Source organism: Burkholderia sp. MSMB1835 (assembly GCF_001526365.1).
Lineage (GTDB): Bacteria > Pseudomonadota > Gammaproteobacteria > Burkholderiales > Burkholderiaceae > Burkholderia.
This window is the reverse complement of sequence record NZ_LOYP01000054.1, coordinates 1-21,008: the sequence shown is the minus strand read 5'-3', so window position 1 is coordinate 21,008 and position 21,008 is coordinate 1. Positions and strand designations below refer to the sequence as shown.

Sequence of the window (21,008 nt, the reverse complement as noted above, 5' to 3'; positions counted from 1 at the left end):
ATTCGACGAAACGCCGTCACCGAGGTGACGGCGTTTTCGTTTGCGCGCGGCGCGGCGGCGCTGCGTCGCGCGTCTTCATATGACAAGGGGAAGCGATGTCGTCGGTGCAGGTGAGGGTGCTCGCGCTGTTTTCGGTCGGGTATTTCGTGTCGTATGTGTTTCGCGGCGTCAATCTGGGCTTCGCGCCGTTCGTCACGCATGAGCTCGGGCTGTCGGCCGCCGATCTCGGCCTGCTCACCAGCCTCTATTTCCTCGGCTTCGCCGGCGCGCAGATTCCGGCCGGCGTGATGCTCGACCACTTCGGCCCGCGCCGCGTGACGGCCGGCATGCTGCTGTTCGCGGCGGCCGGCGCGGCCGTGTTCGGCGCGGCGCACGGCATCGGCACGATGATGGTCGGCCGCCTGCTGATCGGCGTCGGCGTATCGGTGTGTCTCGGCGCGGCGTTCAAGGCGCTCGCGCAGCATTTTCCGGTCGGCCGGCTGCCGCTCGTCAACGGCCTCGTGATGGCCGTGGGCGGCCTCGGCGGCGTGATGGTCGGCTCGCCGCTGACCTGGCTGCTCGGCTGGACGAGCTGGCGCGCGATCTGTTTCGGCCTCGCGGCGCTGACGGTGGTCGTGGCGGCGTCGATCGGCTTCGGGGCGCCCGACGCGCAGCAGGCGCGCCACCAGGGCGGACTCGTCAGCCAGTTCAAGGGCACGTGGCACATCCTGAGCAGCCGCGCGTTCTGGAAGATCGCGTCGTTTTCCGTCGTCACGCAGGGCGTGTTCTATGCGATGCAGTCGCTGTGGGTCGGCCCGTATCTGCGCGACGTCGGCGGGTTCGATGCGCCGCATGCCGCGCGCCTCGTGTCGGTGCTCGGCTTCGCGATGATGGCCGGTTGCGTCGGCTTCGGCGCGGCGGCGCGCGTGCTCGAGCGGCGCGGCGTGTCGGTCTACGCCACTTGCGGTATCGGCATGGCGCTGTTCGTCGCGACGCAGTTCGCGATCGTCGCGCGCGTGCCGTTGCCGCCGGCCGGGCTGTGGGCCGCCTATGGCATGTTCGGCGGCGTGGGCATCCTGACCTACGCGGTGATGGCCGGTCATTTTCCCGCCCATCTGATCGGCCGCGCGAACACGACGCTCACGCTCGTGATCTTCCTGCTGATCTTCGCGTTCCAGATCGGCGTCGGTGCCGTGTTGTCGCACTGGCCGGCGGTCGACGGCCGTTATCCGGCGGCCGCGCATTTCACCGCCTGGGGCGTGCTGCTCGCGCTGCAGCTCGCGAGTGCGCTCTGGTACGCGTGGCCCGCGCGCGGCACTGGCCAAGCGCACTGATCCGGCGGTACGCTGGCGGGTAGGGCGGCCGCGGAAACGGGGCCGTAGCACGTCGCGCCGCGCTGCGAGGTGCGGCACGACCGCGATCGGACGGCCATATCAATTGAAGATAGGCCCATTTTCAGGCTATAATTTGAAAGTTTGTGCTGATCAACCTCGCACCCTAGCGCCTACCTCATACATCCCGTTCATCCGCCGCACGCCGCCTGTCGGGCGATGCCGCGAAGCCTCGTGCGCCATGCGCCGGGTTCGCGTCTCGACAACGCAGGCCGCGTCCAGCTAGCGACCGCGCGCGCCCACGCAGCGCGGCGCGCGCGCGGCAGGGTAAACAGGTCGGCAGCAGGGTGTTCCCCAAGGAGCCTCCCGTGTTGCCGTCTTTTTCTCCCGCCTTGCTTGCACTCGCCGACGGCACGGTCTTTCGTGGTTATTCGATCGGGGCCGAAGGCCATACGATCGGCGAAGTCGTGTTCAATACCGCGATCACCGGCTATCAGGAAATCCTGACTGATCCGAGCTACTCGCGCCAGATCGTCACGCTCACCTATCCGCATATCGGCAACGTCGGCGTGAACGCCGAAGACGTCGAAGCCACGAAAGTCCATGCCGCCGGCCTGATCATCCGCGATCTGCCGACGCTCGCATCGAACTTCCGCATGGATCGCACGCTCGGCGACTACCTGCGCGACGAAGGCGTCGTCGCGATCGCCGGCATCGACACCCGCAAGCTGACCCGCATCCTGCGCGACAAGGGCGCGCAGAACGGCTGCATCCTGACGGGCTCCGATGACGAAGCGAAGGCGATCGAGCTCGCGCGCTCGTTCGAGGGCCTCGCCGGCATGGATCTCGCGAAGGTCGTGTCGACCGCCAAGCCGTTCGAGTGGAAGCAGACGGAATGGCGTCTCGAAGGCGGCTACGGCATGCAGGAAGCGCCGAAGTATCGCGTCGTCGCGTACGACTTCGGCGTCAAGTACAACATCCTGCGCATGCTCGCGGAGCGCGGCTGCCACGTGACGGTGCTGCCGGCGCAGGCGAGCGCGGCCGATGCGCTCGCGCTGAATCCGGACGGCGTGTTCCTGTCGAACGGCCCCGGCGATCCGGAGCCGTGCGATTACGCGATCGCGGCCACGAAGGAATTCATCGAGCGCGGCGTGCCGACCTTCGGCATCTGCCTCGGCCATCAGATCATGGGCCTCGCTGTGGGCGCGAAGACGCTCAAGATGAAAACGGGCCACCACGGTGCGAACCATCCGGTGAAGGATCTCGGCGACGGCCGTGTCGTGATCACGTCGCAGAACCACGGCTTCGCGGTCGACGCCGATTCGCTGCCGGCCAACGCGCGCGTGACGCACGTATCGCTGTTCGACGGCACGCTGCAGGGCTTCGAACTGACCGACAAGCCGGCGTTCTGCTTCCAGGGCCACCCGGAAGCGTCGCCCGGCCCGCACGACATCGGCTACCTGTTCGACCGTTTCACCGCGCTGATGGACGCGGCGAAGCAGCGCAACGCTTAACGTCATCGACGCAACCGAAGGACGGGAGATTCGCATCATGTTCGGCCACGCACTCGGCATCACGGATATCTGGACCTACGTGTTCGGCGTGATCTTCATCATCCTGCTGCCGGGGCCGAACTCGATGTACGTGCTGTCGCTCGCCGCGCAGCGCGGCGTGAAGGCCGGTTATCGCGCGGCCTGCGGCGTGTTCGTCGGCGATACCGTGCTGATGGTGCTGTCGGCCGCGGGCGTCGCGTCGCTGCTGAAGGCGAACCCGCTGCTGTTCTCCGTCGTCAAGTACGGCGGCGCCGCGTACCTGCTGTACATCGGCATCGGGATGCTGCGCGGCGCGTGGGGCAAGCTGCGCGCGCGCGGCGACGCGCCGGTCGAGGTGCCGCAGGCGGACGACGGCGAGCGGTCTTTCGACAGGCCGTTGCGCAAGGCGCTGATCGTGAGCCTGCTGAATCCGAAGGCGATCCTGTTCTTCATCTCGTTCTTCATCCAGTTCGTCGACCCGGCATTCCCGCATCCCGCGCTGTCGTTCGTCGTGCTCGGGGCGATCGCGCAATGCGCGAGCTTCCTGTACCTGAGCACGCTGATCTTCGCGGGGGCGCGGCTCGCCGAGCATTTCCGTCGCCGCCGCAAGCTCGCGGCAGGCGCGGCGAGCAGCGTGGGCGGCCTGTTCATCGGTTTCTCGGTGAAGCTTGCGCTCGCGACCATGAGCTGAGCGCCGCCGGCCGACCCACGACAACGATTACTTATTGAATTCACAAGCCATGCCAAAACGCACAGACATCAAGAGCATCCTCATCATCGGCGCCGGCCCGATCATCATCGGCCAGGCGTGCGAGTTCGACTATTCGGGCGCGCAGGCTTGCAAGGCGTTGCGTGAGGAGGGCTACAAGGTCGTTCTCGTCAACAGCAACCCGGCGACGATCATGACCGATCCGAATACGGCCGACGTGACCTACATCGAGCCGATCACGTGGGAAGTCGTCGCGCGCATCATCGAGAAGGAGCGCCCGGACGCGATCCTGCCGACGATGGGCGGCCAGACCGCGCTGAACTGCGCGCTCGACCTGCACCACCACGGCGTGCTCGAGAAGTTCGGCGTCGAGCTGATCGGCGCGTCGCCGGAAGCGATCGACAAGGCCGAAGACCGCCAGAAGTTCAAGGACGCGATGACCAAGATCGGTCTCGGCTCCGCGAAGTCGGGCATCGCGCACTCGATGGAAGAAGCGACCAAGGTGCACGCCGAGATCATGGCGGCCACCGGCGGCAGCGGCTACCCGGTCGTGATCCGTCCGTCGTTCACGCTCGGCGGCTCGGGCGGCGGCATCGCGTACAACCGCGAAGAGTTCGAGGAGATCTGCAAGCGCGGTCTCGACCTGTCGCCCACGCGCGAGCTGCTGATCGAAGAGTCGCTGCTCGGCTGGAAGGAATACGAGATGGAAGTCGTGCGCGACCGCGCCGACAACTGCATCATCGTCTGCTCGATCGAAAACCTCGACCCGATGGGCGTGCACACCGGCGACTCGATCACGGTCGCGCCGGCACAGACGCTCACCGACAAGGAGTACCAGATCCTGCGTAACGCATCGCTCGCGGTGCTGCGCGAGATCGGCGTCGACACGGGCGGCTCGAACGTGCAGTTCTCGATCAACCCGAAGGACGGCCGCATGGTCGTCATCGAGATGAACCCGCGCGTGTCGCGTTCGTCGGCGCTCGCGTCGAAGGCCACCGGCTTCCCGATCGCGAAGGTCGCCGCGAAGCTGGCGGTCGGCTACACGCTCGACGAGTTGAAGAACGAAATCACCGGCGGCCAGACGCCGGCGTCGTTCGAGCCGACGATCGACTACGTCGTCACGAAGATCCCGCGTTTCGCGTTCGAGAAGTTCCGCGAAGCCGATTCGCGCCTGACCACGCAGATGAAGTCGGTCGGCGAAGTGATGGCGATCGGCCGCACGTTCCAGGAATCGTTCCAGAAGGCGCTGCGCGGCCTCGAAGTCGGCGTCGACGGTCTCGACGAGAAGTCGACCAACCGCGACGAGATCGCGATCGAGATCCACGAGCCGGGCCCGGATCGCATCTGGTACGTCGGCGATGCGTTCCGCATCGGCATGACCGCCGAGGAAATCTTCGCGGAAACCGCGATCGACCCGTGGTTCCTCGAGCAGATCGAGCAGATCATCCTGAAGGAAAAGGCGCTCGGGGGCCGCACGCTCGCGTCGCTGACGTTCGACGAGCTGCGCTACCTGAAGCAGAGCGGCTTCTCCGACCGCCGCCTCGCGAAGCTGCTCGGCGCGACGCCGGAAGACGTCCGCAAGCGCCGCGTGGAACTGAACGTGCGCCCGGTCTACAAGCGCGTCGACACGTGCGCGGCCGAGTTCGCGACGAAGACGGCCTACATGTACTCGACCTACGAGGAAGAGTGCGAGGCGCAGCCGACCACGAACAAGAAGATCATGGTGCTGGGCGGCGGTCCGAACCGGATCGGCCAGGGCATCGAGTTCGACTACTGCTGCGTGCACGCGGCGCTCGCGATGCGCGAGGACGGCTATGAAACGATCATGGTCAACTGCAACCCGGAAACGGTGTCGACCGACTACGACACGTCCGATCGCCTGTACTTCGAGCCGCTGACGCTCGAAGACGTGCTCGAGATCGTCGACAAGGAAAAGCCGGTCGGCGTGATCGTCCAGTACGGCGGCCAGACGCCGCTGAAGCTCGCGCTCGACCTCGAGGCGCACGGCGTGCCGATCGTCGGCACGTCGCCGGACATGATCGACGCGGCCGAAGACCGCGAACGCTTCCAGAAGCTGCTGCAGGACCTCGGCCTGCGCCAGCCGCCGAACCGCACCGCCCGCGCCGAAGACGAAGCGCTCGCGCTGGCCGACGAAATCGGCTATCCGCTGGTCGTGCGTCCGTCGTACGTGCTCGGCGGCCGCGCGATGGAAATCGTCCACGAGCCGCGCGACCTCGAGCGCTACATGCGCGAGGCCGTGAAGGTGTCGAACGATTCGCCGGTGCTGCTCGACCGCTTCCTGAACGACGCGATCGAGTGCGACGTCGACTGCATCTGCGACGGCGAAGCCGTGTTCATCGGCGGCGTGATGGAGCACATCGAGCAGGCGGGCGTTCACTCGGGCGACTCGGCGTGCTCGCTGCCGCCGTACTCGCTGTCGAAGGAAACCGTGGCCGAGCTGAAGCGCCAGACGGGCGCGATGGCGAAGGCGCTGAACGTGGTCGGCCTGATGAACGTGCAGTTCGCGATCCAGCAGGTGCCGCAGGCGGATGGGTCGAAGCAGGACATCATCTACGTGCTGGAAGTGAACCCGCGCGCGTCGCGCACGGTGCCGTACGTGTCGAAGGCGACCAGCCTGCCGCTCGCGAAGATCGCGGCGCGCGCGATGGTCGGCCAGAAGCTCGCGCAGCAGGGCGTGACGAAGGAAATCGAGCCGCCGTATTTCAGCGTGAAGGAAGCGGTGTTCCCGTTCGTCAAGTTCCCGACCGTCGATCCGGTCCTCGGGCCGGAAATGCGCTCGACGGGCGAAGTGATGGGCGTCGGCCAGACGTTCGGCGAAGCGCTGTTCAAGTCGCAGCTCGCGGCCGGTTCGCGCCTGCCGGAGTCGGGCACGGTGCTGCTGACCGTGATGGACGCGGATAAGCCGAAGGCCGTCGAAGTCGCGCGCATGCTGCACGACCTCGGCTACCCGATCGTCGCGACCAAGGGCACGGCTGCCGCGATCGAGGCGGCCGGCGTGCCGGTGAAGGTCGTGAACAAGGTGAAGGACGGCCGTCCGCACATCGTCGACATGATCAAGAACGGCGAGATCGCACTCGTGTTCACGACGGTCGACGAGACGCGCCAGGCGATCGCCGATTCGCGTTCGATCCGCATGAGCGCGCAGGCGCACAAGGTCACGTACTACACGACGATGTCGGGCGCGCGCGCGGCCGTCGAGGGCTTGCGCTACCTGAAGGATCTGGAAGTCTATGATTTACAAGGTCTTCACGCTCGCCTAAACTAAGCGGTCAGTTACCTGTCGAAGCAACACGTGCCGCGATTAGGCGGTGTTTCCAGTGCATCGGAAGCGCGCTTAATCGCGGTGATTTTTTTTATAGCCGTTTTTAGCGATTGAGCCGTTTATGAGCACCATTCCGTTGACAAAGCGTGGCGCAGAGCAACTGCGCGATGAATTGCAGCGCCTCAAGTCCGTCGAGCGGCCGGCCGTGATCAACGCGATCGCGGAGGCCCGCGCACAGGGCGACCTGTCCGAAAACGCCGAATACGATGCCGCGAAGGAAAAACAGGGCTTCATCGAGGGGCGCATCGCCGAACTCGAATCGAAGCTGTCCGCCGCGCAGGTCATCGACCCCACGGTGCTCGACGCCGATGGCCGCGTGGTGTTCGCCGCGACGGTCGAGCTCGAGGATCTCGAGTCGGGCGACACCGTCAAGTACCAGATCGTCGGCGACGACGAAGCCGACATCGATCACGGCCTGATCTCGGTCAGCTCGCCGATCGCGCGCGCGCTGATCGGCAAGTCCGAAGGCGACGTCGCCGCCGTGCAGGCGCCGAGCGGCGTGCGCGAGTACGAAATCATCTCGGTCAGCTACATCTGAAGCGGGGCGACGTGATGCCGCATCGCGTGTTCCGTCTGCTGTCGGCCGTGTGGGTCGGCAGCCTGCTGACGATCGGGTATGCGGTCGCGCCCGTATTGTTCAAGACGCTGGAGCGGATGACGGCCGGTTCGGTCGCCGCCCAGCTGTTTCGCATCGAGGCGATCCTCGGCGTCGTGTGCGGCGTGCTGCTGCTCGCGTTGTCGAACCAGCAGGTGCGGCGCGGCAGCAGCGAATATCGCCGCGTGCGCTGGATCGTCGCCGCGATGGTCGTCTGCGTGCTGGTCGGGTATTTCGCGCTGCAGCCGTTCATGAACGCGCTGCGGGTGGCCGCGATGGATGCGGGCACCGATATCGCGAATTCGCCGTATGCGAGCCGCTTCGGGATGCTGCACGGCGTCTCGAGCGTGTTCTATCTCGTCGAGAGCGTGCTGGGGCTGATGCTGATCTGGCGTCTGCCGGCGCGCGACGCCTGAGCGGCGCGCCGGGCGGGGCAGGGCGGCACGGGAATCCGTGCCGCACCGGCGTGTTACTTGCCCTGGAACGGCCGCTTGGTGCTGGCCTGGCGCTTTTTCGCACGCTTCACGGTGCCGCCTGCGGTCACGCGCTCGTTGCCGCGCACGGTGACCTTGACCGGCCGCGGACGGCGCACGGGGCTCGCGTTCGGCGACACCTTGACGACCTTGACGGTGCGCGGCGCACGACCCTTGCGGTCGTCGGCGGCTTCGGCCGCGCTCGGCAGCGCGCCGGCACGACGGCCGCGGGTCGGGGCCGCAACCGCCGCCTCGGGCTTCCAGATCACCAGCAGCTTGCCGATGTGCTGGATCGGCGCCGCGTTCAGGCGATCACAGATCTCGTCGTAGATCGCGACGCGCGTGTCGCGTTCGTCGCCGAACACGCGGATCTTGATCAGTTGGTGCGCGTCGAGGTGCACCTTGATTTCCTTCAGTACGGCGTCGGTCAGCCCTTCGGCGCCGATCAGCACGACGGGCTTGAGCGCATGGGCCTGGGAGCGCAGCGCGGAGCGCTCGGCGGGAGAAAGCGAAAGGGCGGGCATGGAAATGTCGAAATCTTAATAAGGGCGCGCCGACTGGATAGCGATCGCGGAACGTTACCGCGTCAGCCGTGCGCCGAAACCACGTAAAATCGCGGCTTGGGCCTGAAAAGGGGCCGCAGCCGCGCGAAGAAGACGCGTATTATCCGCTAAAAGCGCGGCTTCACGAAGCAATTGGCAGCAATCTCTCTCTCGAATGGCAAAAAACCGCTTCAACCAGCACTGGCTGCACGACCACATCAACGACCCGTACGTCAAAATGGCGCAGCGGGAGGGCTATCGCGCGCGCGCCGCGTACAAGCTGAAGGAAATCGACGAGCAGGACAAGCTGATCCGTCCGGGCCAGGTGATCGTCGATCTCGGCGCGACACCGGGCAGCTGGAGCCAGTATGCCCGCAACAAGCTCGCGCAGGGCAAGAAGCGCGACGCGGCGCGCGAAGGCGGCATCGACGGCACGATCGTTGCGCTCGACATCCTGCCGATGGAGCCGATCGCCGACGTCCACTTCCTGCAGGGCGACTTCCGCGAGGACGACGTCCTCCACCAGCTCGAAGAAGTGCTCGAAGGCCGCGCGGTGGACCTTGTTATTTCCGACATGGCCCCCAACCTGTCCGGGGTGGCCTCGGCGGACGCGGCGCGCATCGAGCATCTCTGCGATCTGGCGCTCGAATTCGCGCAGAATCATCTGAAGCCGGACGGTGCGCTGCTCGTGAAGTGTTTTCACGGCAGCGGCTACAGCCAGATCGTCGAGAAGTTCAAACAGCAGTTTAAGGTCGTCGCGCCGCGCAAGCCCAAGGCATCCCGCGACAAATCGTCCGAAACGTTCATTTTGGGTCGGCAACTGAAGCACCCGCGCTGATGCGCAAACGGGCTCCGGCCCTTGCCAGACAAGCGAAGCGCTATCGCGGCGGTTGTCAATGCTTATGGCAGGGGTGGTCGGACTGGATTAGAATGACCGAGGGGCGCCGCAAGGAAAATGTAGGCGCTCGTCTACGAGTGAAGGAGTGGTGCTTTGAACAACAATATGTTTTCGAAGGCAGCGGTGTGGCTGGTGATCGCACTGGTGCTGTTTACGGTGTTCAAGCAGTTCGACAAGCCCCGCGTCCAGGAAGGCGTGTCCTATTCGCAGTTCATGGACGACGCCAAGAACGGCAAGGTCAAGAACGTCATCGTTCAGGGGCGCAACCTCACCGTCACTCCGGCTGATGGCCAGAAATACCAGATCGTGTCGCCCGGCGACATCTGGATGGTCGGCGATCTGATGAAGTACGGCGTGCAGGTCAGCGGCAAGGCCGACGACGAGCCGAACGCGCTGATGTCCGCGCTGTATTACCTCGGGCCGACGATCCTGATCATCGTGTTCTGGTTCTACATGATGAGGCAGATGCAGGGAGGCGGCAAAGGCGGCGCATTCTCGTTCGGGAAATCGCGTGCGCGGCTGATCGACGAGAACAACAATGCGGTGAACTTCTCCGACGTCGCGGGCTGCGACGAAGCGAAGGAGGAAGTGTCCGAACTCGTCGACTTCCTGCGCGATCCGCAGAAATTCCAGAAACTGGGCGGCCGCATTCCGCGCGGCGTGCTGCTGGTCGGGCCGCCGGGTACCGGCAAGACGCTGCTCGCTCGCGCGATCGCGGGTGAAGCGAAGGTGCCGTTCTTCAGCATCTCGGGTTCGGACTTCGTCGAAATGTTCGTCGGCGTCGGTGCGGCCCGCGTGCGCGACATGTTCGAGCAGGCGAAGAAGCATGCGCCGTGCATCGTGTTCATCGACGAAATCGACGCGGTCGGCCGTCATCGTGGCGCCGGCATGGGCGGCGGCAACGACGAGCGCGAGCAGACGCTGAACCAGATGCTCGTCGAGATGGACGGCTTCGAGGCGAACTCGGGCGTGATCGTGATCGCCGCGACCAACCGTTCCGACGTGCTCGACAAGGCGCTGCTGCGTCCGGGCCGTTTCGACCGTCAGGTGTATGTGGGCCTGCCGGACATCCGCGGCCGCGAGCAGATCATGCGCGTGCACCTGCGCAAGGTGCCGATCGCGAACGACGTCGACGCGGCGGTCATCGCGCGCGGCACGCCGGGCTTCTCGGGCGCCGATCTCGCGAACCTCGTGAACGAGGCGGCGTTGTTCGCCGCACGTCGCGGCAAGCGCATCGTCGAGATGCAGGATTTCGAGGACGCGAAGGACAAGATCTTCATGGGTCCGGAGCGCAAGTCGGCCGTGATCCGCGAGGAAGCGAAGCGCGCAACCGCGTATCACGAGTCGGGCCACGCGGTGATCGCGAAGCTGCTGCCGAAGGCCGACCCGGTGCACAAGGTCACGATCATCCCGCGCGGTCGCGCGCTGGGCGTCACCTGGCAGTTGCCGGAGCATGACAACGAGACGTATTCGAAGGATTACCTGCTGGACCGCCTCGCGATCCTGTTCGGTGGTCGGGTGGCCGAAGAGCTGTTCATGAATCTGGTCAGCACCGGCGCATCGGACGACTTCAACAAGGCCACGCAGACGGCGCGTGCGATGGTTGCGCGTTTCGGCATGACCGACGCACTCGGGCCGATGGTCTACGTCGACGACGAGAACGATGCGTCGCCGTTCGGCCGCGGCTTCACGCGCACGATTTCGGAAGCGACGCAGCAGAAGGTCGACTCGGAAATCCGCCGCGTGCTCGACGAACAGTACAACCTCGCGCGCCGCCTGCTCGAAGAGAACCGCGACAAGGTCGAGGCGATGACGGCCGCGCTGATGGAGTGGGAGACGATCGACGCCGATCAGATCAACGACATCATGGAAGGCCGTCCGCCGCGCTCGCCGAAGAGCTCGCCGGCTGTCGGCGGCGATTCGTCGGGCGGCGGCAGCGCCGAGGTCAAGCCCGGCAGCGCGCCGGCGCCGGCTACGCCGGCGGCATAATCTCCGCTTTAGCACCGTTCACGGGCTGGTGTGGCTTCACACCGGCCCGTTTTGCATTCATCCACGCTAGTTGCTCGTGTCCGATTCCGCAGTGTCCCCGTTCATTCCCGCGCCGCTCCGGTGCGGCCGCTTCGAACTGACGTTCGAACGCCCGCTCGTGATGGGCATCCTCAACGCCACGCCCGATTCGTTTTCCGACGGCGGCCGCTTCCTCGCGCGCGACGATGCGCTGCGCCAGGCCGAGCGGATGATCGCCGACGGCGCGGACCTGCTCGACATCGGCGGCGAATCGACGCGCCCCGGCGCACCGCCCGTGCCGCTCGACGACGAGCTCGCGCGCGTGATTCCGCTCGTCGAGGCGCTGCGGCCGCTGAACGTGCCGCTGTCGATCGATACCTACAAGCCGGCCGTGATGCGCGCGGCGCTGGCCGCCGGCGCGGACCTGATCAACGACATCTGGGGGTTCCGCCAGCCGGGTGCGATCGACGCGGTGCGCGACGGCAATAGCGGCCTGTGCGCGATGCACATGCTCGGCGAGCCGCAGACGATGCAGGTCGGCGAACCCGACTACGGCGACGTCGTGACCGACGTGCGCGACTTTCTCGCGGCCCGCGCGCAGGCGCTGCGCGACGCGGGGGTGGCGGCGGAGCGCATCTGCGTCGATCCCGGCTTCGGGTTCGGCAAGGCGGTCGTCGACGACAACTATGCGCTGCTGGCCGCATTGCCGGACACGGCACCGGCGCGACCCGACGGGCGCGCTTATCCGATTCTCGCCGGCATGTCGCGCAAATCGATGCTCGGCGCGGTGATCGGCGGCAAGCCGCCGATGGAGCGCGTCGCGGCGAGCGTGGCGGCCGCGGTGTGCGCGGTCGAGCGCGGCGCCGCGATCGTGCGCGTGCACGACGTCGCGGCGACGGTCGATGCGCTGAAAGTATGGAAAGCCGTGCGCGCAGCCGCGCGGCAACGATAAGCAAGTCAGAAAGACGAAGGAGGAAGGATCCATGGGACGTCGATATTTCGGCACGGACGGCATTCGCGGCACGGTGGGCGACGCGCCCATCACGCCGGATTTCGTATTGCGTCTCGGCTATGCGGCCGGCAAGGTACTGGCCAGCTCGGCCGACGTCGCGGCAGGCTCGCGTCCGACCGTGCTGATCGGCAAGGACACGCGCGTGTCGGGCTACATGCTCGAAGCCGCGCTCGAGGCCGGATTCTCGGCGGCCGGCGTCGACGTGATGCTGGCCGGCCCGATGCCGACGCCCGGCGTCGCGTACCTGACGCGTGCGCTGCGTCTGTCGGCCGGTGTCGTGATCAGCGCGTCGCACAACCCGTATCACGACAACGGGATCAAGTTTTTCTCGGCTGACGGCAACAAGCTGCCCGACGACACCGAGGCTGCGATCGAAGCGTGGCTCGACAAGCCGCTCGAGTGCGCGCCGTCGGACGGGCTCGGCAAGGCGCGCCGCCTCGACGACGCCGGCGGTCGCTACATCGAGTTCTGCAAGAGCACGTTCCCGGCCGCGTTCGACCTGCGCGGGCTGAAGCTCGTGATCGATTGCGCGCACGGCGCCGCGTACCAGGTTGCGCCGCACGTATTCCACGAACTCGGCGCGGACGTCATTCCGATCGGCGTCGCGCCGAACGGCTTCAACATCAACGACGGCGTCGGCGCGACCGCGCCGGACGCGCTGGTGCGCGCGGTGCGGGCGAACCACGCCGATCTCGGCATTGCGCTCGACGGCGACGCCGATCGCCTGCAGGTCGTGGACGCGACCGGCCGCCTGTACAACGGCGACGAGCTGCTCTACGTGCTCGTGAAGGACCGGATCGCGACCGACGGCAAGGTCGACGGCGCGGTCGGCACGCTGATGACGAACCTCGCCGTCGAAGTCGCGCTGCAGCGCGAGGGCGTGAAATTCGTGCGGGCGGCGGTCGGCGACCGCTACGTGCTCGAGCAGTTGCGCGAGCACGGCTGGCAGCTCGGCGCGGAAGGGTCGGGCCACATCCTGTCGCTCGACCGGCACTCGACCGGCGACGGTATCGTGTCGGCGCTGCTCGTGCTGGCCGCGCTGAAGCGCAGCGGCCGCACGCTCGCGCAGATGCTCGACGGCGTCACGCTGTTCCCGCAGAAGCTGATCAACGTGCGGATGAAGCCGGGCGCCGACTGGAAGGGCAGCGCGTCGATTCGCGCCGCGATCGATGCAGCCGAAGCCGCGCTCGCCGGCAGCGGCCGCGTGCTGATCCGCGCATCGGGCACGGAGCCCGTGCTGCGCGTGATGGTCGAAGCGCAGCAGGCGGCCGACGCCGTGCGCCATGCGGAGACGATCGCCGACGCGGTACGCGCGGCGACGACCTGACCTGCGCCTGGGCGCGCGACGGTCCGACGGGCCCGCGCGCCGGTTGCCGATGAATGTGCGTGCGGCGCCCTCGGGCGCCGTCGTTTCGTCCGACGCAAAGGTTTGCCTTACCTAATAGAAGCAACGTTCGGCACACGCGCTGTTCCGATCGAATCGTCCATTCGACCCCGAATTCATGGCTACTGCCGGGCGGGCTTCCCGTCCGGCCGATGCTGCGCTACGATGCGCCCGCACGCCCCGGAAAAGGGCGATCCATCCCACCCTTCCGAGCCAGGCAATTCCTGCCGCCCGCGCCGCTCCCGCGCCCCGCCGCGCCACCCCGATACTCCCTTTCAACCAGTCATGTTACTGTCACGCCAGTTTCATCGATTGTCACATTACCGTCATGAGGAGCCCCTAACCTTCGCGGTGCCGTAGTCATCCGCTCACACACTGGAGGTCTCATGAAATTGATGCAAACCGCGATTGCCGGCCTGGCTGGCGCGCTTTTCGCCGTCGCCGCCCACGCTGCCGACATCACGGGCGCAGGTAGCACGTTCGCGATGCCGATCTATACGAAATGGGCTGCGGACTACCAGCAGTCCGGCGGTTCGAAGGTCAACTACCAGGGCATCGGCTCGTCGGGCGGCCTGAAGCAGATCGTCGCGAAGACGGTCGATTTTGCCGGTTCGGACGCACCGCTGAAGGACGAAGAGCTCGCGAAGGAAGGCCTGTTCCAGTTCCCGACGGTGGTCGGCGGCGTGGTGCCGGTCGTCAACGTGCCGGGCGTGAAGGCCGGCGAACTGACGCTGTCGGGCCCGGTGCTCGGCGACATCTACCTCGGCAAGATCAAGAAGTGGAACGACCCGGCGATCGCCGCGCTGAACCCGAAGGTCAAGCTGCCGGATACGGACATCGCCGTGGTCCGCCGCGCTGACGGTTCGGGCACGAGCTTCATCTGGACGAACTACCTGTCGAAGGTCAACGACGAGTGGAAGTCGAAGATCGGCGAAGGCACGACGGTCAACTGGCCGACGGGCACGGGCGGCAAGGGCAACGACGGCGTCGCGGCCTTCGTGCAGCGCCTGCCGGGCGCGATCGGCTACGTCGAGTGGGCGTACGCGAAGAAGAACAACATGACTTACACCGCGCTGAAGAATTCGACGGGCACGGTGGTCGAGCCGAAGACGGAAACGTTCAAGGCCGCAGCCGCAGGCGCGAACTGGTCGAAGTCGTTCTACCAGATCCTGACGAACCAGCCGGGCAAGGAAGCGTGGCCGGTCGTCGGTGCGACGTTCGTGCTGCTGCACGCGAAGCAGGACAAGCCGGAGCAGGGCGCGGAAACGCTGAAGTTCTTCAGCTGGGCGTTCAAGAACGGCGAGAAGGCAGCCGACAGCCTCGACTACATCTCGCTGCCGGCGTCGGTCGAGACGGAAATCCGCAAGCAGTGGAAGACGAAGGTGACGGACGCTTCGGGCAAGCCGGTCGCCGCCGAGTAAGCCATCCAGCGGTTCGCTGCCCGGCCGTGCCGGTCGGGCAGTGTGTGCGGTAAAGCCGGGCGTTACGGCGCCCGGCAATCAAAAGCAGGCACCCATGTCTGATATTTCATACACGTCCTCCCGATCGCCCGACAGTGCACAGCGCGCGCCGAGCCGTCTCGGGGATGTCCTGTTCGGCGGCCTCGCGCGGCTCGCCGCGATCGTGACCCTGCTGTTGCTGGGCGGGATCATCGTTTCCCTGATCATTGCGTCGATGCCGACCATCCAGAAGTTCGGCCTCGGCTTCCTGTGGCAATCCGAGTGGGATCCCAACTCGGACATCTACGGCGCACTCGTGCCGATCTACGGCACCATCGTGACGTCGATCATTGCGCTCGTCATTGCAGTGCCGGTCAGTTTCGGCATCGCGTTGTTCCTCACCGAGCTCGCGCCCGTGTGGCTGCGCCGTCCGCTCGGCATCGCGATCGAGCTGCTCGCCGCGATTCCGTCGATCGTGTACGGCATGTGGGGGCTGCTCGTGTTCGCGCCGATCTTCGCCGAATACTTCCAGAAACCGATCGGCCGCCTGTTCAAGGACGTGTGGGTGCTCGGCCCGCTGACGTCCGGCGCACCGATCGGCATCGGCATCCTCGCGGCCGGCGTGATCCTCGCGATCATGATCATCCCGTACATCGCGTCGGTGATGCGCGACGTGTTCGAGGTCACGCCGGTGCTGCTGAAGGAGTCGGCATACGGAATCGGCTGCACGACCTGGGAAGTGATGTGGAAGGTCGTGCTGCCCTATACGAAGACCGGCGTGATCGGCGGCGTGATGCTCGGCCTCGGCCGCGCACTCGGCGAAACGATGGCCGTGACCTTCGTGATCGGCAACACCAACCTGCTCGACAGCGTGTCGCTGTTCGCGCCGGGCAACAGCATCACGTCGGCGCTCGCGAACGAATTCGCGGAAGCGCAGCCGGGCCTGCATACGTCCGCGCTGATGGAACTGGGCCTGATCCTGTTCGTGATCACGTTCATCGTGCTGTCCATCTCCAAACTGCTGCTGCTTCGTCTCGAGAAGGGAGAGGGCAAGAAATGAGCGAGCCCATCATGAATTTCCCGGGGCCGGACGGCGCCGCGCTCGACGCGATGCGCAACCGCCTGCAGCGCAAGCGCAAGGCCATCAACGCGATCGCGCTCGCCGCGTCGCTCGGCGCGATGGCCTTCGGCCTGGTGTGGCTCGTGTGGATTCTCTACACGACGGTGCACCTCGGCGTCGGCGGCCTGTCGCTGCAACTGTTCACCGAATCGACGCCGGCGCCGAACACGGAAGGCGGCGGTCTCGCGAACGCGATCGTCGGCAGCTTGCTGCTGTGCGGCTTCGGCACGCTGGTCGGCACGCCGATCGGCATCCTCGCGGGCGTCTATCTCGCCGAATACGGCCAGAAGAACCTGCTGGCGAGCACGATCCGCTTCATCAACGACATCCTGCTGTCGGCGCCGTCGATCGTCATCGGCCTGTTCGTGTACGCGATCGTCGTCGCGAAGTCGGGGCGCTTCTCGGGCTGGGCCGGCGTGATCGCGCTCGCGCTGCTGCAGATCCCGATCGTGATCCGCACGACCGAGAACATGCTCAAGCTCGTGCCGAATGCGCTGCGCGAAGCGGCCGTCGCGCTCGGCACGCCGAAGTGGCGCATGGTGCTGAAGATCACGTTGCGCGCGTCGGTCGGCGGGATCGTGACGGGCGTGCTGCTCGCGGTCGCGCGGATCGCCGGCGAAACCGCGCCGCTGCTGTTCACCGCACTGTCGAACCAGTTCTTCTCGTGGGACATGAGCCAGCCGATGGCGAACCTGCCGGTCACGATCTACAAGTTCGCGATGAGCCCGTTCGCGGAGTGGCAGTCGCTCGCATGGGCGGGCGTGTTCCTGATTACGCTCGGGGTGCTCGGACTGAACGTCCTGGCGCGCTCGATCTTCTCGAAAAAGTAACGGCGGAGCAATCCGATGAATATGGCAGAAAGCCACCTGAATCCCGTCGAGCGCAACGCTGCGCCCACCGGCACGCACGATGCGGCGAACGGCCGTCCGCTCGCGCCGCTGAACGCGAAGATCGAGGTCAACAACCTCAACTTCTTCTACAACAAGTTCCACGCGCTGAAGAACATCAACCTGCGCATTCCCGAAGGGAAGGTGACGGCGTTCATCGGCCCGTCGGGCTGCGGCAAGTCGACGCTCTTGCGCACGTTCAACAAGATGTTCGCGCTCTATCCGGAGCAGCGCGCCGAAGGCGAAATCCTGATGGACGGCGAGAACCTGCTGACGACGAAGCGCGACATCTCGCTGCTGCGCGCGCGGATCGGCATGGTGTTCCAGAAGCCGACCCCGTTCCCGATGTCGATCTACGACAACATCGCGTTCGGCGTGAAGATGTTCGAAAAGCTCACGCGTTCGGAAATGGACGACCGCGTCGAATGGGCGCTCACGAAGGCCGCGCTGTGGAACGAAGTGAAGGACAAGCTGAGCCAGAGCGGCTACGGGCTGTCGGGCGGCCAGCAGCAGCGTCTGTGCATCGCGCGCGGCATCGCGATCCGTCCGGAAGTGCTGCTGCTCGACGAACCGTGCTCGGCGCTCGACCCGATCTCGACGGGCCGCATCGAAGAGCTGATCGCGGAGCTGAAGAGCGACTACACGGTCGTGATCGTCACGCACAACATGCAGCAGGCCGCACGCTGCTCGGATTACACGGCCTACATGTACCTGGGCGAGCTGATCGAGTTCGGCGAGACCGAAAAGATCTTCATCAAGCCGGTGCGCAAGGAAACGGAAGACTACATCACCGGCCGCTTCGGTTGATGACGGAGAACAACAGTCATGTCGGATAAACATCTGTCGAGCCAGTTCGATGCGGACCTGAATGCCGTGTCGTCGAAAGTGCTGGAAATGGGTGGCCTCGTGGAGTCGCAGATCGTTGGCGCGATGCATGCGCTGAACGAATTCGATCGCGGTGCGGCCGAGAAGGTGATCGCGGCCGAGGAAACGCTGAACGCGATGGAAGTGGACATCGACCAGGAGTGCGGCAACATCATCGCGCGGAGGCAGCCCGCCGCGCGCGACCTGCGTCTTCTGATGTCGATTTCGAAAACGATTACGAACCTCGAGCGCGCCGGCGACGAGGCCGAGAAGATCGCGAAGCGCGTGCGCCGCCTGGTCGACGAGCCGGCCGCGCGTGCGGTCAACATCGCCGAGATCAAGGTGTCGGGCGAGATGGCCGTGACGATCCTGCGCCGCGCGCTCGACGCGTTCGCGCGTCTCGATACGGTGGCCGCCGCGCAGATCGTCAAGGACGACAAGGAGATCGACATGGAGTTTCGCGCGTTCGTGCGCAAGCTCGTGTCGTACATGCAGGAAGATCCGCGCACGATCTCGGTCGGCCTCGATTACCTGTTCATCGCGAAAGCGATCGAACGGATCGGCGACCACGCGAAGAACATCGCCGAATTCATCATCTACATCGTGAAGGGCACCGACGTGCGGCACCAGCCGCGCGACACGCTCGATCGCGAAGCCAACAGTTAATCGACTCCGTACAGGAAGAACAGAGGTGCCGATGCCCAGCAACATTCTCGTCGTTGAAGATGAGCCCGCGATTTCCGAACTGATCTCGGTGAATCTCCAGCACGCCGGTCACTGCCCGATCCGTGCGTACAACGCCGAACAGGCGCAGAACCTGATCAGCGACGTGCTGCCCGATCTCGTGCTGCTCGACTGGATGCTGCCGGGCAAGTCCGGTATCGCGTTCGCGCGCGACCTGCGCAACAACGAACGGACCAAACACATCCCGATCATCATGCTCACCGCCCGCGGCGACGAGCAGGACAAGGTGCTCGGCCTCGAGATCGGCGCGGACGACTACGTGACGAAGCCGTTCTCGCCGAAGGAATTGATGGCGCGCATCAAGGCCGTGCTGCGCCGCCGCGCGCCGCAGCTGACCGAGGACGTCGTGTCGATCAACGGGCTGCGCCTCGATCCGGCCACGCATCGCGTCGCCGCGCATGGCGACGGCAGCGAGATCAAGCTCGATCTCGGCCCGACCGAGTTCCGCCTGCTGCATTTCTTCATGACGCATCCGGAGCGCGTGCACAGCCGCACGCAACTGCTCGATCAGGTGTGGGGCGACCACGTGTTCGTCGAGGAGCGTACCGTCGACGTGCACATCAAACGATTGCGCGCGGCCTTGAAACCGGCCGGCTGCGATGCGATGATCGAAACCGTGCGCGGCAGCGGCTACCGCCTCGCCAAGCACGCGTAACGTATTCGGGCATGCCGTGTGCCGCGGCATGCCGTTCATTCTTTCGGACGCTGAATCATGAACATCATCTGGGCGCGCTTTCTGGTGTCGCTCGTGCTGCTCGTGCTGATCGGCGTATTGGTCGGCGTCTTCGCCGGCCCGACCGCGGGCCTTGCGTTCGTGGTCGTGATGCTGGTCGCGCAGGGCTTTTTCAGCACCTTCCATACGCAACGCCTGTGGCGCCTGCTCGATGCACCGGTCTACGGCGAGGTGCCGAGCGCGCCGGGCATCTGGGGCGAGATCTACTATCGGCTGCACAAGCTCGCGAAGCAGTGGCATGCGCAGGTGCGACAGGTCGAACAGCAGCACTCGCGGTTCATCCAGGCGATCCAGGCCTCGCCGAACGGCGTCGCGATGCTCGACGACCACGACCAGATCGAGTGGTGCAACGCGATCGCCGAAGTCCATTTCGGCCTCGATGCGAAGCGCGACCTGCGCCAGCACATCACGAACCTGGTGCGCCATCCCGACTTCGTCCGCTACCTGAATGCGCAGCATTACGACGAGACGCTGGTGATGCGCGGCATGGGCGATTCGCGGCAGAACGTGCTGGCCGTGCAGGTGTTTCCGTACGGCGAGAACCGCAAGCTGCTGCTCACGCAGGACATCACCGAGCTCGAACGCACCGACGCGATGCGGCGCGACTTCGTCGCGAACGTGTCGCACGAATTGAAGACGCCGCTCACCGTGCTGTCGGGCTTCCTCGAGACGATGCGCGAGCTGCCGCTGAACGAGGAGGATCGCGCGCGCTATCTCGACATGATGGAGCAGCAGGCATCGCGGATGCGGCACATCGTGACCGACCTGCTGGTGCTCGCGAAGCTGGAAGGCGAGAGCAAGCCGCCGATCGATCACGCGATCGACATGCGTGCGGTGTTCGATCATCTGAAGGAAGATGCGCACACGCTGTCGAACGGGCATCACGACATCGCGTTCTCGATCGACGAGACGCTCGGCGTCACGGGAGCGCAGACGGAACTGTTCAGCGCGTTCGCGAATCTCGTCACGAACGCGATCCGCTATACGCCGGACGGCGGCAAGATCGTCGTGTCGTGGCGGCGCGAGGGCGCGCAGGGCGTGTTTTCCGTCACGGACAGCGGCTTCGGGATTCCCGCCGCGGACCTGCCGCGGCTCACCGAGCGCTTCTACCGCGTCGATCGCAGCCGGTCGCGCGATACGGGCGGCACGGGCCTCGGGCTCGCGATCGTCAAGCACGTGCTGCAGCGGCACGACGCGCATCTGTACGTGCAGAGCGAGGAAGGGCGCGGCAGTACGTTCACCGCACGGTTCCCGGGCTCGCGCATCATCGCGATCCGGCCGGCGGCTTACGAAGCATGATCGCGTAGCGGCTCGGCATCAAAAAAGCAGCCCGCGGGCTTAATGCCGTTCAGTTAAGGTTCCGAGTCAAGTATCGAACGGTGTAGCGGAACGGTCTGGACTTGACGGCCCGAGCGC

General features: G+C 65.7%; 18 protein-coding genes. 17 read left to right on the top strand and 1 reads right to left on the bottom strand.

From position 1 onward, the window contains the following. The first annotated feature begins 95 nt into the window (after positions 1-95). From WS96_RS26035 to WS96_RS26010, 6 genes are all read left to right on the top strand, one after another. A complete protein-coding gene (locus tag WS96_RS26035) occupies positions 96-1,313 on the top strand; it encodes an MFS transporter (protein WP_082720368.1) in 1,218 nt (405 codons plus the stop codon). Between the two features lie 365 nt (positions 1,314-1,678). Next, positions 1,679-2,824 carry a glutamine-hydrolyzing carbamoyl-phosphate synthase small subunit gene (gene carA / locus WS96_RS26030; protein WP_059836522.1) on the top strand — a complete coding sequence of 382 codons (1,146 nt, stop codon included), beginning with the start codon at positions 1,679-1,681 and terminating at the stop codon, positions 2,822-2,824. Between the two features lie 37 nt (positions 2,825-2,861). After that, positions 2,862-3,533, top strand: a complete 672-nt coding sequence (gene leuE / locus WS96_RS26025) for a leucine efflux protein LeuE (RefSeq protein WP_059836521.1) — start codon at positions 2,862-2,864, stop codon at positions 3,531-3,533. A gap of 49 nt (positions 3,534-3,582) precedes the next feature. Continuing rightward, positions 3,583-6,837, top strand: a complete 3,255-nt coding sequence (gene carB / locus WS96_RS26020; RefSeq protein WP_059836519.1) for a carbamoyl-phosphate synthase large subunit — start codon at positions 3,583-3,585, stop codon at positions 6,835-6,837. Positions 6,838-6,955: 118 nt separating this feature from the next. Next, positions 6,956-7,432: a transcription elongation factor GreA gene (greA, locus tag WS96_RS26015; RefSeq protein ID WP_034206950.1), complete on the top strand. Its 477-nt coding sequence runs from the start codon at positions 6,956-6,958 to the stop codon at positions 7,430-7,432. Between the two features lie 14 nt (positions 7,433-7,446). After that, complete coding sequence (locus WS96_RS26010) at positions 7,447-7,905, top strand: DUF4149 domain-containing protein (protein WP_006497614.1); 459 nt, start codon at positions 7,447-7,449, stop codon at positions 7,903-7,905. Between the two features lie 53 nt (positions 7,906-7,958). On the opposite strand, the gene WS96_RS26005 is transcribed toward WS96_RS26010, so the two are convergent. After that, positions 7,959-8,486, bottom strand: coding sequence for a YhbY family RNA-binding protein (locus WS96_RS26005; protein ID WP_059782635.1), 528 nt, complete (start codon positions 8,484-8,486; stop codon positions 7,959-7,961). A 193-nt stretch (positions 8,487-8,679) separates the two neighbouring features. On the opposite strand from WS96_RS26005, the gene WS96_RS26000 reads away from it, so the two are divergent. From WS96_RS26000 to phoR, 11 genes are all read left to right on the top strand, one after another. After that, entirely contained in the window at positions 8,680-9,342 is a 663-nt protein-coding gene (locus WS96_RS26000) for an RlmE family RNA methyltransferase (protein ID WP_034206952.1), read from the top strand. Positions 9,343-9,495: 153 nt separating this feature from the next. Beyond that, positions 9,496-11,391: an ATP-dependent zinc metalloprotease FtsH gene (ftsH, locus tag WS96_RS25995; protein WP_034206953.1), complete on the top strand. Its 1,896-nt coding sequence runs from the start codon at positions 9,496-9,498 to the stop codon at positions 11,389-11,391. 76 nt (positions 11,392-11,467) lie between these two features. Beyond that, a complete protein-coding gene (gene folP, locus WS96_RS25990; protein WP_034207873.1) occupies positions 11,468-12,361 on the top strand; it encodes a dihydropteroate synthase in 894 nt (297 codons plus the stop codon). A gap of 31 nt (positions 12,362-12,392) precedes the next feature. Then, on the top strand, positions 12,393-13,748 hold the full coding sequence (glmM, locus tag WS96_RS25985; RefSeq protein ID WP_059782639.1) for a phosphoglucosamine mutase: 1,356 nt from the start codon (positions 12,393-12,395) through the stop codon (positions 13,746-13,748). A gap of 443 nt (positions 13,749-14,191) precedes the next feature. Next, positions 14,192-15,226 (top strand): phosphate ABC transporter substrate-binding protein PstS, encoded by a 1,035-nt coding sequence (gene pstS / locus WS96_RS25980; RefSeq protein WP_006476338.1) that lies wholly within the window; start codon positions 14,192-14,194, stop codon positions 15,224-15,226. A 94-nt stretch (positions 15,227-15,320) separates the two neighbouring features. Further along, the gene (pstC, locus tag WS96_RS25975) at positions 15,321-16,304 is read left to right on the top strand and encodes a phosphate ABC transporter permease PstC (protein ID WP_034206956.1); all 984 of its coding nucleotides are present in this window, start codon (positions 15,321-15,323) and stop codon (positions 16,302-16,304) included. Then, positions 16,301-17,194, top strand: a complete 894-nt coding sequence (gene pstA, locus WS96_RS25970; protein ID WP_034206957.1) for a phosphate ABC transporter permease PstA — start codon at positions 16,301-16,303, stop codon at positions 17,192-17,194. Before pstC ends, pstA begins: the two co-directional genes overlap by 4 nt. 15 nt (positions 17,195-17,209) lie before the next feature. Beyond that, positions 17,210-18,058 carry a phosphate ABC transporter ATP-binding protein PstB gene (gene pstB, locus WS96_RS25965; RefSeq protein ID WP_034206958.1) on the top strand — a complete coding sequence of 283 codons (849 nt, stop codon included), beginning with the start codon at positions 17,210-17,212 and terminating at the stop codon, positions 18,056-18,058. A gap of 18 nt (positions 18,059-18,076) precedes the next feature. After that, positions 18,077-18,781, top strand: coding sequence for a phosphate signaling complex protein PhoU (gene phoU, locus WS96_RS25960; RefSeq protein WP_059792414.1), 705 nt, complete (start codon positions 18,077-18,079; stop codon positions 18,779-18,781). A 31-nt stretch (positions 18,782-18,812) separates the two neighbouring features. Beyond that, on the top strand, positions 18,813-19,514 hold the full coding sequence (phoB, locus tag WS96_RS25955; protein WP_006750313.1) for a phosphate regulon transcriptional regulator PhoB: 702 nt from the start codon (positions 18,813-18,815) through the stop codon (positions 19,512-19,514). Positions 19,515-19,571: 57 nt separating this feature from the next. Continuing rightward, positions 19,572-20,891, top strand: coding sequence for a phosphate regulon sensor histidine kinase PhoR (phoR, locus tag WS96_RS25950; RefSeq protein WP_034206960.1), 1,320 nt, complete (start codon positions 19,572-19,574; stop codon positions 20,889-20,891). The last annotated feature ends 117 nt before the right edge of the window (positions 20,892-21,008 follow it).